The organism is Planctomycetota bacterium (genome assembly GCA_016125255.1).
GTDB lineage: Bacteria > Planctomycetota > Phycisphaerae > Phycisphaerales > Zrk34 > RI-421.
In genome coordinates this window covers 1-15,827 of sequence record WGMD01000033.1, presented here as the reverse complement: position 1 = coordinate 15,827, position 15,827 = coordinate 1, and the positions used below count along the sequence as shown (strand labels likewise).

Here is a 15,827-nt window from a genome sequence, read left to right as displayed (position 1 = left end):
TCTCCTGAATGTGAAAGTGCCTTCATTGCCTGCTTTGCTCGTACGCCCCGAGCAGCGTCGGCGCGGCGTCGATCTCGAAGCTGTCGTAACGCAGCTTGAAGCCCCGCCGGTGCTCCACGTAAACGCCCAATCCCGTAATCATCCCCGTCGGCGGAACCGCCGCACCGGCGATCGCCAACGCCTTGCCGCGCTCCAGCGTCATCTTCGACCATGTCGCCTTCGTCACATCCACCGACTGCCGGCGGAACCCGGTGTCGTCCGCCTCCGCCGGGGGAATGAGTGTCTGCGAAACGTACCACTGCCCGCCGATGCGCATTGCCAGTCGCGACGCCTGCGCCGGCACATCATGCCGCTCGGACCATCGCACGTGAATCACCCGCCACAACTGCGGATCGATCGTCATCTCGTCCGTCCAGACCAGGTAATCGACATCCGACTCGGGGTCCATCGTGAGCATGAACGCATCGGTCACGACGTCATTGGCGGGGCTCGATGCGATCGGCGGCTCGCTGGCGTGAGGGGCGTATGAAAGCGTCTGCAACTCCGACGCGACGCCGCCGGATTTGTCGATGTGCCATCCGGTCGAGGCGAGCGGCTGGTCGACCCGGGTCGGATTACCGAACGCTTCGCGATAAATCGCACGCTCTTTCAGATCATCCTCCACGACGGCGATCACCTTCCCGCCCGCGTCGATCATCGAACCTTCGCCGGCGTGCAGCAGCACGATGTCGCTGCCGGTGGCGGCGGGTCGAAGCTGCACCCATCCGCTGGTGACATAGATTTCGCCCCGTCCGTCGGCATCGATGCGCATCTTGAACGCCGTGCCCATGTCGACGACGGAGAAGGTCGAGCCGTTGATCGTGAATCCGTGCGCCCGCTCGGGCACGTATGCTTCGATCTGGCCATGCCGCAGGTATCCCGCGTTGACGCCGGTCAACTCGAACGCCGCCGGGCCGGTCAGATCGACGACCGCCGTCGATTTGAACATCACCTGCGCCGAACCGGACGCCAATCGCAGCATGCCCGGCTCCAGTTCACTGCCCGGCGTGACATTCGCATCGGTTCCGATGAAAGACGCATCCTCCGCACTGGTCAGCACCGCCACGCCGCCGCCCGAACCGCCGCCGGGGCTCATCAATGCGATGCGCTCGCCCGGTTGCCCGGTGGATGCATGGTTCCAAAGGACGCCCAGCCCGATCGCCACGCATGCGGCGATCAGTCCGCCGATCCAACGCCCGGCATGACGATCGACCCGACCGGCAATGCGCGGCTTCTCCGGCAGAATGTTCGCCTGGAGTGCTGCCTGTTCAATCGCCTGATCGACGAGCAGACTGTGAATCAGACTCAGACGGGCGAATGCGTCCGCCGCCGCGTCATCGGTTCGGATCGCACGCTCAAGCACCGATCGGTCGGCATCGCCCAGCGTCCCTTCGATCCAGTGGTCAATCTGTGTGAGCAAATCATCCACGCGTGCGCTCCGATGCGATGCGTGTTTCGATGCAGGTCGCCAGCGCGCGTCGAATGCGCGTCAGCGCCATCGCCACCGCCGACGCCGTCGTCTTGAGCCGCTCGGCAATCTGTTCGCGGCCCAGTTCGTCGCCGTAGCGCATGGCCACCATCGCGCGTTGCCGCTCGGGCAGACGATTCAGGCAATGCTCCAGCGCATCGCGATACAGTTCAGTCTGACTGCTGAGTCGTTCGTGCGCTTCGGCGAGCCGCTCCATCGAAGGGGCGTCGAAGATGTGTCGATCCCGCCGTGCGGTCCGATAGTAGTTGAGGATGCGGTAGCGCGCGATGCCCATGACCCACGCGGTGAACGAGGCGCCGCGGTCGAACGACTTGAAGTCCACCATCGCCTCGGCGGCGATGTTCTGAATCAAGTCCTCCGCATCCGCCCGCTGATGCACCATCGACCGGACGTATGCCGCCAGCGCCGGCTGCGACTTGACCCACAGCCGGGCGAACAAGCCGTCTTCTTCGTGATGCACATCCGCCATGATTCTTTCCGCCTGCCGTTCCGAGATGCGCCTCAAAACACATACGACCGATGCCGTCACTGACACTGAACCGCTCGCGCGGGATTCGTAACATCAATCTCAAACATTCTCGCGTCTTCGATACGCCGCGCCAACTGTGCATCCACACATCCGCTTGTCGTAAGTGCCTGCACAGACGCCGATACCGGCAATTCGCGGACCCGGGACCCATCGCGTCGGCCGGAATTTCATTGCGGCGGAGGCCGCCGAAAAATAGTCTATGTCGCCGGTAATGTTTCGCCCTCGGTCGGTTCATTACTGGTAGAGCGCATCGGTCATGCCCGTTGACCGGTCCGTTCGATGAGAGGCGCGACGTGTCGGAAGAAACCAAATCCACGCTTGTGCAGGTTCAGCAGTTCGCCCGGCTCTGGGTGGTGGCGCAGCCGATCGTGGGGTCGTTCGTGTCCAGTGCGATCCACGACCGGGCGGACGCGGAGGACGTCTTGCAGAACGTCGCCGCGGCGGCGATCGAGTCGTTCCACCAGTTCGACGCGGCGGGGTCGTTCACGGCGTGGGTCATGGGCATCGCGCGCTACCGCGTGCTCAACTATTTCCGAACGCGGCGGCGCGACCGCCATGTGTTCGGCGAGGCGGCCATGGAACGCATCGCCCAAGCGCACACGAATCTCGAAGGCCTCGTCGATCCCTATCGCACGGCGCTGGAGCAGTGCCTGGATGCCATGACCCAGCGCCAGCGCGACATGCTCGACGACCGCTACCGCGACGACCTGAAGACGACCGAGATCGGTCAGCGGCGGCGCATGAGCGCCAACGCCGTCACCGTCGCGCTGCACCGGGCGCGGCAGTTCCTGGCCCAGTGCATCGCACAGCGCATCGCGCGGGAGGGTCGGCATGGCTGATCTGACCCAGCTCATTGACGCCTATCTGGACGATGCGATCGACGACGCGGGACGCGCTTCGCTGGAGTCGATTCTCGCCGACGATGCGGACGCCGCAATGGCGTTCGCCCGCCGGTCGCTGCTGCATCGGTTGATGATCGAGCGTCAGCGCGTCGCCCAGTACCAGCATCAGGATGCCCGGCGCACATGGACGATCATGTTGAAATCCATGGTTCAGCGGCACGCGGTCCGATGGGCGGCGGTGCTGCTGTTTGCGGCGGGGATCACGATGTGGTTTCACACGCATGATGTTTCGCCCGTCGCGCCGAGCGGCGGGGCGGCGGGGCCGATCGTGGCGATGCTGCTTTCGAGCACGGATGTGCAGTGGGACAGCGCTTTGCTGATGCCCGGTTCGGATGTGTCGAACCAGACGCTGCGCATCGCCTCGGGCGCGATCGAGCTCCAGACCACCAGCGGCACGACGATCAATCTGCTGGGCCCGGCGGAATTGAAGCTTGTGGACCCCATGCGCGTCGAACTCAAAAGCGGGCGCGTCCACGTGAACGTCCCCAAGCCCGCCAGCGGATTCACCGTCGTGTCCGGCGGATGGTCCGTCATCGACGTGGGCACGGTGTTCGGCGTGTCGACGCGCTCCGAAGGCGGGACGGATGTGTATGTTTACGACGGGCAGGTCGTGATGACGAGCCCGAAGGGCGCGTACCAGGTCGTCAACGCGGGGCAGGCGGTGCGCACGGCGGGCGAAACATCAAGGATGCTGGCGCTCGACGAAGGCGGGTACGCCCGGCTGCTCGTCGATGTCGCCACGGCCCGCGCCACCGCGCCGACCGCGACCCGCAAAGTCGCACTGTGGCTCGCCGCCGATCGGGGTGTCGAGAAGGATGACGCCGGTCGCGTCACGCGATGGCGCGACATCGGGCAGGGCGATGGGGCGGTGCAGGCGATGCAGGACGACGCCGCTGCCGCACCGGTGTGGACGGCGCAGGCGATCAACCATCGACCGGCGATGCATTTTGACGGACGTCAGTGCATGGAACTGCCGACAACGCAATCGATGGGCCTCGTCGATTCGGACTACGAGATGTTCATCGTCGCCCGCACGACCTTGCCGCAGGTGCAGTTCCTTGTCAGCGAGTCGGCGGACGATGTGATCGAACGCTTCGAGATGCACCTCAACGGCTCCGCGGGTTTGCGATTCATTCCCAACGGCGCCAGGACCAGCGGCGGGCTGGCCGACGACCCGTTCCCCGGCTATGCGGACATGGGACATAGCGGCGAGTACCTCGGTTCGCCGCACATCTTCAGCGCCCGCGTGTCGGGCGATGTGGGATCGGCGGCGGTCGACGGCGTCGACGGGACGGATGTGGTGACCAGCGCGGCGCGTTCGCGGTATGAAGGCCCGATGCGTCTGGGCATGCGCACACGCAATCAGTTTCCCTTTAGCGGCGACATCGCCGAAGTGCTCATTTACCGCTCGGCGCTGACGCCGGGACAGCGGGCCGTGGTGCTCGCTTATCTGTCCCGCAAATACGACATCGAAATCCACCGGCCCAATGTGGCGGCTGGGGAGAAGGAACCTGTCTGACCCGGCAAGGGCGGACGAAACCCGTGGAGCATGGTCATGAATCTTCATCGTGTGCGCAGAAAAGTTCATCGGGCGACGTGGACGACGATCGCTCTGTTGAGCGCGACGTCGATCGCCTCGGCGGACACCATCACGACCTCCGGGCTCAAAGCGTGGCTCAAGGGCGACGCAACGATCGTCACCAGCGGCACCGACGTCACCCAATGGAACGACAACTCCGGCAACGCCAACAACGCCACCGCGGTGTCCCAGTTCCCCAGCAAAGTCACCAACGCGATCAACGGGCTTACCGCCGTGGCGTACACGGATCCGGTGGATCATCTGAACCTGCCCACCACCGGCGCGTCGGCGCTCAACATCGTCAACAGCGACTACGAAATATTCGTCGTCAGCCGATCATCGAGCACCGCGACGCAGTTCATGACCGGCGGGGGATTCAGCAGCGGCGTCGGCAGCTATGAAATGCAGCTTAACGGCGGCCTGGGCGCAAGATTCCTTCCCTCCACTACCGCGACCACCGACGGAACGCACCTCGATACGTTCGCCGACCTGGGCGTCGCCAACCAGTTCACCGACGGCCGGGCGCATGTCTTTAACGCGCGTGTGGACGCCAACGTCGGATATCTCCGCGTGTCGGGCATGGAGAACGGCGACACCGTGCTCAATGCCCGCAGTTCGTACACGAACCTGCTGACGCTGGGCGTGCGTGGCAACGGCTCGCTGAGCTTCGTGGGCCAGATGGGCGAAGTGCTCATCTACAACCGCGCCCTGTCCAGCACCGAGCGGCGGGAGGTGGAACGCTACCTGGCGAACAAATGGAACGCCCCGCTCAATGTCGCCAGCCAGACGCAGGGCGGCGTCGCCTTCGCCAACGAACTGATCAGCGGCGGCACCAACCCCAATCATCATATCGACCACCTCAACGACGCCAAGTACGGCAACGCCTTCAGTTGGATCGGCAACAACACCGGATCCGCCACCGCCTTTGCCGGCGTCAAATTCGACGGACCCTGCGACATCAACTCGCTGGCGTTCGGACGAGCCGCCACCGGCAGCAACACCGACCGCTCGATCGGCACCTACACGTTCCAGTACACGCTCGACAATTTCAGCACCGCCAGCACCGCGTCGATCAACGCCGCCACATGGGTCAGCTTCCTGACCATCACCTACGACGGCACCACCGTCACGCCCTGGCTGCGCCATCTCTACGACTTTGCCACCCTCACCAACGTCCGCGGCGTGCGCGTGCAGCTCAGCACGAATACCCTCGCCATCGACGAACTTGAGGTCTACGGCTTCGCCGTCCCCGAACCGACGAGCGGAGCGATGTTGATCGCAATATGCCCCTTGGTCCTGCGCCGACGTCCTCGTGCCTGAAGAACTGTCGCCCATGCGAAAGACCGCATTCACGCTGATCGAATTGCTCGTCGTGGTGAGCATCATCGCGCTGCTCATCGCGATTCTCCTGCCCTCGCTTTCTCAGGCGCGCGAGGTGAGCAAACGCACCGTGTGCATGGCCAATCAGCGCTCCGTCATTCAAGCCGCCGCGACCTACTCCGCCGAGTGGCACAACTACCTCCCTCCGGCGCAGGACAATGCAGGAGCCGTCTGGGCCTACTCCTTCGATCTCAAGTCCTCGACGGCGTCGCCGGCGACGAAAGTCCCGATGGGCCTCGGCCTGCTCGTCTCCTCCAAAGTGATCGCCTCCACGCAGGCGTCACCCATCTTTCATTGCCCCTCGACCGATACCCATGCCGCCAGCTTCGGCGCGATCGCCTACGCCTATCACTGCATGGATCACAAGAGCAACTGGGGCTACGGGGCCGGCTCGTTCGATGACCCCGCCCTGACGACTTCGCGCATCATCATGAGCTACAACTATCGCGCACCCTCATGGTTCCGCACACACAAGAAAGAGCAGATGAACCTCGGCGCCCTCCGACGCCGCGTCATCCTGCTCATCGACGAACTCGATCCACGCTTCGGCATCCGATACGCGCATCAGATCGGCTATAACGCCATCTTCTCAGACGGGTCCGGCCGATTCATCGGTGATGCGCTGCTCGCCATGGAAACCATCATCGTCGCCGACGGCACACCCAATACCGACGGCATCGCCCAACCCTATCAGGACGAGCAGATTTTCGATCAGCTCGGCGACACGCCCTAGACTCCAACTCATGGAGGTTCTCTTGTGAAACAGGCGGTTTTTGCGATTGCTCTAACCAGCTTCGTGCTACCGGCGGTTCGCGCCGCGGAGATCGACTACGCCCGCGACATCAAGCCGATTCTTGCGGAGCATTGCTACAAGTGTCACGGCCCCGACAAGCAGACGCATGAACTCCGCCTCGATCAGCGCGCCTTCGCGCTGCACGGCGGGGCCTCGGGCAAGCCCGCCCTCGAACCGGGCAAACCCGATGAAAGCCATCTCATTCAGCTCATCACCAAGTCCGATCCCGACGAACGCATGCCCCGCAAGTCCGATCCGCTCTCCGCCGATCAGATCGACAAGCTCCGTGCATGGATCGCCGCCGGCGCTCCGATGCCCGGCGACGACACGATGGCCTACAAACGCATGACCAGTCACTGGTCGTTTCAACCCATCACCGACCCGACCCCGCCGAACGTCGATGCGCCGACGAACAATCCGATCGATGCGTTCATCCTCGACCGCCTCGCCAAGGACGGCCTGACGCTGTCCCCCGAAGCAGATCGCCGCACGCTCATTCGCCGCGTCTACCTCGTCATGCTCGGCTTGCCGCCGACGGAAGACGAAGTGCAGGCGTTCATCCAAGACCCATCCCCCGATGCCTATGCCCAGCTTGTCGAGCGTGTGCTGGCGAGCCCGCGCTACGGCGAGCGGTGGGCGCAGCACTGGTTGGACGTGATCCGTTACGCCGACACGCACGGGTTTGAGATGAATCAGCCGCGCAAGGATGCGTATCACTTCCGCGACTGGGTCATCTCCGCCCTCAACAGCGATCTGCCCTATGACCAGTTCGTCTTCGATCAACTGGCCGGCGACACGGTGAATATCGACGAGGCGACCGGCTTCCTCGTCGCCGGCGCGTGGGATCAGGTCAAAGGCCAGGACCCGCAGCTCGGCGTCCAGCAGCGCGCCAACGAACTTCACGACATCGTCTCCGTCGTGAGCCAGTCGCTGTTGGGTCTGACCGTCGGCTGCGCCCGCTGTCACGACCACAAGTTCGACCCCGTGCTTCAGAAGGACTACTACGCCCTGACGGCCGTGTTCGCCGGCGTGCAGCACGGCTCGCGCCCGATGCGTCTGCCGCTTGAACTGGCGCAGGAGCGCGCGAAGCAGGTCGCCGTCATCGACGGGCGGCTGGGCGAAATCGATAGCCGGCTCAGCGATCTGGGTGACGTGCGCGGCGACGCGCCCGATGCTCAGCGCAACATCGAGCGGTTTGAACCGGTGGTCGCCACCCGCGTCCGATTTTCCATCTTCGCCACCAACAACGGCTCGCAGCCGTGCATCGACGAAATCGAGCTGATCTCCGCCCCGCTCGACGGCTCCAAGCCGACCAACGTCGCGCTGGCGACCGCCGGCGCGAAGGCGTCGGCGTCGAGTCTGCTGCCCGGCTACGACATTCACCAGATTCCGCATCTCAACGACGGGCAGTACGGCAATGCGCACAGTTGGATCTCCAACGAGTCGGGCTCCGGTTGGGCCATGATTGAACTGCCCGCCGCCTCGCGCATCGATCGGCTCGTCTGGGGCCGCGACCGTGATGGCAAGTATGTCGATCGCATTCCGACGAGTTACGTGATCGAAATCGCCAACGGCGGGGGCCCGTGGGTCGCCGTCGCCAGTTCGCCCGACCGCGCCCCGGGCATCTACAAGCCCGACCGCTCGCAGGCGGATCGGGCGCAGATCGCGCAGCTCAAGAAGGAGAAGGCCGAACTCGAAGCCGAACGCAAGAAGCTCGATCAGCGTGACACCGTCTACGCGGGCCGCTTCGTTCAGCCGGCGCCGACCCATCGACTCTTCCGCGGCGACCCGTTCAGTCCGCGCGAAGAAGTCGCGCCGGATGTGATCTCGATTCTCGGTTCGGTGCCGATGGCCATGAACGAACCGGAAGCGAATCGTCGCGTCGCATTCGCCAAGTGGGTCGTCGATCCGTCCAACCCGCTCACGGCGCGCGTGCTCGTCAATCGACTCTGGCAGGAACACTTCGGCACCGGCATCGTCGACACGCCCAGCGACTTCGGCGGCAACGGCACCGCGCCCTCGCATCCCAAGCTCCTGGACTGGCTCGCCAGAGAATTCATCCGCGGCGGATGGTCCATCAAGCACATGCACCGCCTCATCCTCACCAGCCGCACCTTCCGCCAATCGACGGATGCGAACGACAAGGCGATGGCGATCGACCGCGGGGCGCGGCTCCTTTGGCGCTATCCGACACGACGCCTTCAAGCCGAGCCGATGCGCGACAGCATGCTGGCGGCGGCGGGCGTGCTCGATCTGTCCATGGGCGGCCCCGGCTTCGGACTCTTCGAGCCCAATGCCAACTATGTGCGGAACTACGAACCGAAAACCGAATGGGGCCCGGCGGAATTTCGGCGGATGATCTACGCGGAAAAGGTCCGCATGGAAGGCGCGCCTGTGTTCGGCGCCTTCGATTGCCCCGACGCCGGGCAGTCCCAGCCCAAACGCCCGCGCTCCACGACCGCGATCCAGTCGCTCAATCTTTTCAACTCCTCGTTCACGATGACCGTCGCGGCCGACCTCGCCCAGCGTGTCGAGAAGGAAGCCGGACCGGATACGCAGCGGCAGATCGATCGCGCTTTCATGCTCGTCCTTGAGCGCAAGCCGACCGATGCGGAGCGCGCCGCCGTCGATCCCCTCGTTAGCGAGCACGGACTGACGGAACTGGCCCGCGTGCTGTTCAACACGAACGAATTTTTGTTCATCCCCTGATGGAAGGTTGTGACCATGTCGAACATTGAGCATCTGTCCGCCGCGGGTCGGTCGCTTTTGGATCGCCGACAGTTTCTGCGGCATACCGGCACCGGCCTCGGCGGCATCGCCCTCGCGCAGTTGCTTCACACCGACCGCCTGCTCGCCGACGACGGTCCCATTCGCCCCGTCATCGATCCGTCCCGACCGCAGGCCCCGCGCCTCGCCCACTTCGCTCCCAAAGCGACGCGCGTCGTCGTCATCTTCTGCTCCGGCGCGATCAGTCATCTGGACACATGGGACTACAAGCCCGACCTCGTCAAGTATGACGGCAAACCGCTGCCCGGCGGCGAAAAGCTTGTCACATTCCAAGGCGCGCAGGGCAATCTCACCGCGCCGCTCTATCCCTTCCGCCCGCGCGGCAAAAGCGGAAAGATGATGAGCGATCTGGTGTCGCACCTCGGCGAGCTGGCCGACGATTTCTGCTTCATTCACTCGATGACCAGCAAGACCAACACGCACGGCCCCGGCGAGAATTTCATGTCCACCGGCAACATCCTCGACGGCTTCCCGTCCATGGGTGCATGGGTCAATTACGCGCTGGGTTCCGAAGCCGACGACCTGCCGGCCTTCGTGGCGATCCCCGATCCGCGCGGCGTCCCGCAGAGTTCGGGCAACAACTGGGGCGCCGGATTCCTGCCCGCCGTCTTTCAGGGCACGCCCTTCAACGCCGCGCGACCGATCCGCAATCTGGCGCTGCCCAGCGGCGTGAGTCCGGCGGCCGATCTGGCGGCGCGGCGGGCGCTGGCCGCGCTCAACGCGACGCACATGCAACAGCACCCCGGCGACTCCGATCTGGCCGCTCGCATCGCAAGCTACGAGCTTGCCGCCAATATGCAGCTTTCCGTGCCCGAAGTCACCGACCTGTCCAGCGAACCGGCGCACATCCTGAGCATGTACGGTGCCGACGATACGGAGAACAAACTCAAGTCCGGCTTCGCCCGCAACTGCATCCTCGCCCGCCGGCTGCTCGAGCGCGGCGTGCGCTTCGTGCAGCTTTTCAACGGCGCGTACGCCATGGGGGAAGGCGTCGGCAACTGGGACGGGCACAAGACGCTCAAGAAGCAGTACGACATTCATGGCCCCATCCTCGATCAGCCCGCCGCCGCGCTCATCCGCGATCTCAAACAGCGCGGCATGCTCAACGATACCCTCGTCGTCCTCTGCTCCGAATTCGGTCGCATGCCCACGTTTCAGAAGGGCGCCTCCGGACGGGACCACAACCCCGATGGATTCACCTGCATGCTCGCCGGCGCCGGCGTCCGCGCTCCGTTCACCTTCGGCGCCACCGACGAGTTCGGACAGAAAGCCGTCGAACATGTCGCCACCGTCTGGGAATTCCACGCCACGATCCTCCGCATCCTCGGCCTCGACTTCAACCGCCTCAGCTACTACCACGATGGCTTTGAACGCAAACTCACCGACGTCCACGGCCGCGTGATCGAGGAAGTGCTCGCTTAACCCCTTCCCCGGCGGGGTGCCACGGTTTGGGCGTCTTCGCCCAAGCCGTGCCGCAGCGTGATACGAAGAATGGTTCGACCGAACGCACGGCTTGCCGAGCCAAGCCGTGGCACCCAAACATCTGCGTCCTTTGATGGGTTGCACGGATGCAAGAAATCCGTTGGGATATGCGTTGGCATGCGTATGCGAACGCATGCCGGCTCCTGTATCCCGCTCGGAGGCATTGTGCAAATGATCGATTGGACCCGAACAGGCGTGCGCGCAGCCGTGATGGGCGTGCTGATGCTTGTCATCGTCGGCCGCGTGCTCGCTGCATCGCCCGAGCGGCCGAACATCATCTTCGCCATCGCCGACGACTGGGGCTGGCCGCACTCGCCGATGTACGGCGACCCGGTGGTCAAGACGCCGGCGTTCGACCGCATCGCCAAGGAAGGCGTGCTGTTCGATTTCGCCTACGTGTCCGCCCCCTCGTGCACGCCCAGCCGCGGCGCGGTCCTCACCGGGCAGTACCATTGGCGGCTCGAAGAAGGCGCGAATCTCTGGTCAACCCTCCAGACGAAGTTTCCGACGTATCCGCTGCTTTTGGAAAAAGCGGGGTATTTCGTCGGTCACTGGCGCAAGGCATGGGGCCCCGGCCGACTCGAACCCGGGGGATACACGAACACCGATCCCGCCGGGCCGAATTTCAAGAACTTCGAGGACTTCATCACGCATCGCCCCAAGGGCGCGCCGTTCTGCTTCTGGCTCGGCGCGCACGATCCGCATCGGCCGTATGTCGACGGACAAGGCAAGAAGGGCGGCATCGACGTCGACAAGATCCCCGTGCCCGGCTTCTGGCCCAATGTGCCGCAAGTGCGCAGCGACATCGCGGACTATTACTTCGCCGTGCAGCGGTTCGATTCGGATGTGGCGCATGTGATTGACTTGGTCGAAAAGATGGGCGAACTGGAGAACACGATCATCGTCGTCACCGGCGATCACGGCCTGCCGTTCCCGCGTTGCAAGAGCAATCTGTACGACATGAGCGTGCACGTGCCGCTGGCGATCCGCTGGGGGGCGAAAGTGCCGGGAGGGCGGCGCGTGACGGACTTTGTGAGCTTTGTCGATCTGGCGCCGACGTTTCTCGATGCGGCGGGCGTGCCGATCCCCGACGAGATGACGGGCAGATCGCTCCTGCCGATGCTCGAATCGGGTAAGTCCGGCCGCATCGATCCCGCGCGGGATCATGCGATCTTCGGCAAGGAGCGCCACGTGCCCAGCCAGGCCAGGCCGAGCATGGAAGGTTATCCGAGCCGGGCGATGCGGACGGATCGGTACGTCTATATCCGTAACTTCAAGCCGGGACTCTGGCCCGACGGCATCGCCGACGCGACGCAGGCGGCGATGGGCTGGGCGTTCAGCGACACCGATGACGGACCGACCAAGGCGTTCATCATCGAACATCGCGACGATCCGCAGTACGCTAAATACTTCGAGTGGAACTTCGCCAAGCGGCCGGCGGAGGAGCTTTATGATCTGAGCAAGGACCCGGATCAGCTTCACAACGTCGCGACCGACCCGGAGTACAAGGAAGTCCGCGAGCGGTTAAGCAAACAATTGACGGAAGAACTGCGTGAGACCGCCGATCCGCGCGTCGTCGGCGGTGCTGATAAATTCGACGAATATCTATATTATGGCGGTCCTCGCAAAACGAAAGAAACCAAGAAACATGGCAATAAAGAAGAGTAGTCTTGTCGCACTGGCGTTGGTTTGCATCGCTTCGCTCGCCGCCGGCGCGTCGAAGCCGAACTTCCTTTTCATCCTCGTGGACGATCTGGGGTGGGCGGATATCAGCCCGAACAATCCCAAGACGTTCTACGACACGCCGAACATCGCCAGGTTCGCCACGACCGGGCTGCGCTTCACGCAGGCGTATGCGGCGTGCCCCGTGTGCAGTCCGACGCGGGCGAGTCTGATGACCGGACAATACCCCGTGCGCACAGGGATCACGGACTACATCGGCGCGGCCCAGCCGGATAAATGGAAGCGGCCGACGAAGATGTTGCCGGCGCCTTATGCGGAGGAACTCGCGCTGGATCAGGTGACGATGGCGGAGGCGCTGAAGGCGGGGGGATACGCGACGTTCTTCGCCGGCAAGTGGCACCTCGGACCCAAAGGTCACTGGCCCGAAGATCAGGGCTTCGACATCAACATGGGCGGGATCGACCGCGGCGGACCGTATGGCGGCGGCAAGTATTTTTCGCCTTATGGCAATCCGCGTCTGCCCGACGGCCCGCCGGGCGAGCATCTGCCCGATCGTCTGGCGACCGAGACGGTCAAGTTCATGACCGAGCACAAGGACGGGCCGTTCCTCGCATACCTGGCGTTTTACTCGGTGCATATTCCGCTGATGGGGCGCGAGGACCTTGTCGCCAAATACAAGGAAAAGAAGAAGGATTTGCCGCCGGTCAGCCCGCAGTTCATGGCCGACCACGCCCGCAGCATCCGGCAGGTGCAGGACCATGTGGTGTACGCGGCGATGGTCGATGCGATGGACCAGGCGGTCGGCAAGGTGCTCAAGGCGCTGGACGATCTGAACATCGCGGACAACACGGTCGTCGTGTTCTTCTCCGACAACGGCGGCGTCAGTTCCAGCGAGGGACATCCCACCTCGAACCTCCCGCTGCGCGGGGGCAAGGGCTGGCTCTACGAAGGCGGCGTGCGCGAGCCGTGCATCATCCGCGCCCCCGGCCTCACGCCCGCCGGCCAGACCAGCGACACGCCCATCATCAGCACCGACTTCTATCCCACCTTCGTCAGTCTCGCCGGTCTGCCCGCTCATCCTGAGCAGACCAAGGACGGCCTCATCCTCACACCCGTCCTGCGAGACCCGCATGCGTCCCTCCACCGCGAGGCACTCTACTGGCACTACCCGCACTACGGTAATCAGGGCGGGTTCCCCGGCTCGGCGATCCGCAAGGGGGACTGGAAACTGATCCGCGCCGAGGAGGACGGGCACGTTGAGCTTTACAACATCGCCGACGACATCGGCGAGCATCACGATCTGGCCAATCAGCAGCCCAAGATCGCGGCGGAGCTGTCCGCGAAGCTCGACGCGTGGCTCATATCCGTCAACGCCAAACACACGACCCCTAACCCCAACTATAACGAACAGGCGCTCGAGAAATTCGAACAACGCGCTTATTTCGTACCGGAAGATTGAAACATGCGAAAGACGATTCTGAGTATTGCGTGCATGTGCATCATGATGATGCCGGCGTCGGTGCGGGCGGCGGATGCGCGGCCGTGGAATGTGATCATCATGCTCGTCGACGACTGGGGCTGGCGTGATGCGCATTGCTTCGGGTCGGACCTGTACGAGACGCCGAATATGGACAAGTTGGCGGCCGAGGGCGAGAAGTTCACGTCCGGTTACGCCGCCTGCACCGTCTGCTCGCCGACGCGCGCGGCGATGATGACGGGGCTTTACCCGGCCCGGACGCACGTCACCGACTGGATCCCCGGACACATGCATCCCAAGGACAAGATGGCCGTCCCCGATTGGACGCAGTATCTCGACCTCAAGTACACGACCATCGCCGAAGCCATGCGTGCCAGGGGCTATCACACCGCGCACATCGGCAAGTGGCACCTGACGCCGCGCTCCGACGATCCGAAGGTCATCGAGCCCTACTTCCCGCAGCATCAGGGCTTCGACATCAACATCGCAGGCAATCAGTGGGGCTCGCCGGCGACGTATTATTTCCCTTATTTCAAGGGCAAGACCGATCCGCCCGTCATCGGCCGCACAGCGAACTTCCCCGAGGACATTCCCAATGGGCAGTACCTGACCGACATGCTTTGCGATCACGTCGCGGGGCTCATCGACCGCTGGAAGGACGAGCCGTTCTTCCTGTACTACGCGACCTACGCCGTGCATGCCCCCGTGCAGGGCCGGCCCGATCTCGTCGAGCATTACAAGCCGCTCATCAAACCCGGCATGCAGCATCACAACGCCCAGTACGCCGCGCTCGTGACCGGCGTCGATCAGGCGCTCGCCAAGGTGCGCGCCGCCCTCAAACGCAACGGTCTCGAAGACCGCACCATCATCATCCTCACCGGCGACAACGGCGGACTGACCATCCAGCGCGACGGCCCGACCGACAACAGCCCGCTCCGTGCCGGCAAGGGCAGCGCCTACGAAGGCGGTGTCCGCGTCCCCACCATCATCTACTGGCCCGGCGTCACCAGGCCCGGCTCCGTCTGCGACGAACCGGTCATCACGATGGACTACTACCCGACCGTGCTGGACATGATCGGCGCCAAATCACACGTTCCCGTCGATGGCGTCAGTTTGCTGCCCATTCTCAAAAACCCGAATAGCAAACTCGATCGTGATGCGATCTACTGGCACTATCCGCATTATCATCCCGGCGGCGCGAGCCCTTACGCCGCGGTCCGGGCCCGTGACTGGAAGCTGGTCGAGTTCTACGAGGAGCCGCACGTCGAGCTTTACAATCTCGCCGACGACATCGGCGAAAAGCACGATCTGGCCGCCAAAATGCCTGAGAAGGCGAAGGAGTTGACGGACATGCTCCACCGCTGGCAGAAGTCCGTCGGCGCGCAGTTCGCGACGATGAAGTCAAAGTGATGTTCACAAGGCGTGTGGACTCTGACTCCCCGCCCTTGAGGGCGGGGCTGGGGGAGGGTGAGGCGCATCAGTTAAGGTGTGTTCCGATTCGGCGCCTCTTATCAATGCGAGTGCGGTCGTGGACTGACAAGATTCACCCCCACCCAACCCTCCCCCTCGGAGGGGGAGGGCTTCTGACACCCCGCCCTTGAGGGCGGGGCTGGGGGAGGGTGAGGCGCATCAGTTAAGGTGTGTTCCGATTCGGCGCCTCTTATCAATGCGAGTGCGGTCGTGGACT

General features: G+C 63.9%; 11 protein-coding genes. 9 read left to right on the top strand and 2 right to left on the bottom strand.

Features of this window, described 5'->3' with window-relative positions; translation table 11 throughout:
* Positions 1–22: 22 nt before the first annotated feature.
* On the bottom strand, positions 23–1,468 hold the full coding sequence (locus GC162_19505; protein ID MBI1370826.1) for a hypothetical protein: 1,446 nt from the start codon (positions 1,466–1,468) through the stop codon (positions 23–25).
* Entirely contained in the window at positions 1,461–1,997 is a 537-nt protein-coding gene (locus tag GC162_19500) for a sigma-70 family RNA polymerase sigma factor (protein ID MBI1370825.1), read from the bottom strand. Before GC162_19500 ends, GC162_19505 begins: the two co-directional genes overlap by 8 nt.
* 293 nt (positions 1,998–2,290) lie before the next feature.
* Between GC162_19500 and GC162_19495 the strand changes: the two genes are divergently transcribed.
* The 9 genes from GC162_19495 to GC162_19455 all read left to right on the top strand — a co-directional run bounded on the left by GC162_19495 (position 2,291) and on the right by GC162_19455 (position 15,550).
* Complete coding sequence (locus GC162_19495) at positions 2,291–2,896, top strand: sigma-70 family RNA polymerase sigma factor (protein ID MBI1370824.1); 606 nt, start codon at positions 2,291–2,293, stop codon at positions 2,894–2,896.
* A complete protein-coding gene (locus GC162_19490) occupies positions 2,889–4,478 on the top strand; it encodes a hypothetical protein (protein MBI1370823.1) in 1,590 nt (529 codons plus the stop codon). Before GC162_19495 ends, GC162_19490 begins: the two co-directional genes overlap by 8 nt.
* Positions 4,479–4,514: 36 nt before the next feature.
* Entirely contained in the window at positions 4,515–5,858 is a 1,344-nt protein-coding gene (locus GC162_19485; GenBank protein MBI1370822.1) for a hypothetical protein, read from the top strand.
* A 13-nt stretch (positions 5,859–5,871) separates the two neighbouring features.
* A complete protein-coding gene (locus tag GC162_19480) occupies positions 5,872–6,651 on the top strand; it encodes a prepilin-type N-terminal cleavage/methylation domain-containing protein (protein MBI1370821.1) in 780 nt (259 codons plus the stop codon).
* Positions 6,652–6,675: 24 nt separating this feature from the next.
* Positions 6,676–9,420: a DUF1553 domain-containing protein gene (locus GC162_19475; GenBank protein MBI1370820.1), complete on the top strand. Its 2,745-nt coding sequence runs from the start codon at positions 6,676–6,678 to the stop codon at positions 9,418–9,420.
* A gap of 15 nt (positions 9,421–9,435) precedes the next feature.
* Positions 9,436–10,920, top strand: coding sequence for a DUF1501 domain-containing protein (locus GC162_19470; protein ID MBI1370819.1), 1,485 nt, complete (start codon positions 9,436–9,438; stop codon positions 10,918–10,920).
* A gap of 270 nt (positions 10,921–11,190) precedes the next feature.
* Positions 11,191–12,648: a sulfatase-like hydrolase/transferase gene (locus GC162_19465; protein ID MBI1370818.1), complete on the top strand. Its 1,458-nt coding sequence runs from the start codon at positions 11,191–11,193 to the stop codon at positions 12,646–12,648.
* Positions 12,629–14,122 (top strand): sulfatase-like hydrolase/transferase, encoded by a 1,494-nt coding sequence (locus tag GC162_19460; protein ID MBI1370817.1) that lies wholly within the window; start codon positions 12,629–12,631, stop codon positions 14,120–14,122. Before GC162_19465 ends, GC162_19460 begins: the two co-directional genes overlap by 20 nt.
* A 3-nt stretch (positions 14,123–14,125) precedes the next feature.
* Positions 14,126–15,550 carry a sulfatase-like hydrolase/transferase gene (locus tag GC162_19455; GenBank protein ID MBI1370816.1) on the top strand — a complete coding sequence of 475 codons (1,425 nt, stop codon included), beginning with the start codon at positions 14,126–14,128 and terminating at the stop codon, positions 15,548–15,550.
* Positions 15,551–15,827 lie beyond the last annotated feature (277 nt).

What these genes read in the sequence shown, in the direction of transcription:
- GC162_19500 (MBI1370825.1), bottom strand. Translation starts at nt 1,997, where the DNA reads ATGGCGGATGTGCATCACGAAGAAGACGGCTTGTTCGCCCGGCTGTGG.
- GC162_19490 (MBI1370823.1), top strand. Translation starts at nt 2,889, where the DNA reads ATGGCTGATCTGACCCAGCTCATTGACGCCTATCTGGACGATGCGATC.
- GC162_19485 (MBI1370822.1), top strand. Translation starts at nt 4,515, where the DNA reads ATGAATCTTCATCGTGTGCGCAGAAAAGTTCATCGGGCGACGTGGACG.
- GC162_19480 (MBI1370821.1), top strand. Translation starts at nt 5,872, where the DNA reads ATGCGAAAGACCGCATTCACGCTGATCGAATTGCTCGTCGTGGTGAGC.
- GC162_19470 (MBI1370819.1), top strand. Translation starts at nt 9,436, where the DNA reads ATGTCGAACATTGAGCATCTGTCCGCCGCGGGTCGGTCGCTTTTGGAT.
- GC162_19465 (MBI1370818.1), top strand. Translation starts at nt 11,191, where the DNA reads ATGGGCGTGCTGATGCTTGTCATCGTCGGCCGCGTGCTCGCTGCATCG.
- GC162_19460 (MBI1370817.1), top strand. Translation starts at nt 12,629, where the DNA reads ATGGCAATAAAGAAGAGTAGTCTTGTCGCACTGGCGTTGGTTTGCATC.
- GC162_19455 (MBI1370816.1), top strand. Translation starts at nt 14,126, where the DNA reads ATGCGAAAGACGATTCTGAGTATTGCGTGCATGTGCATCATGATGATG.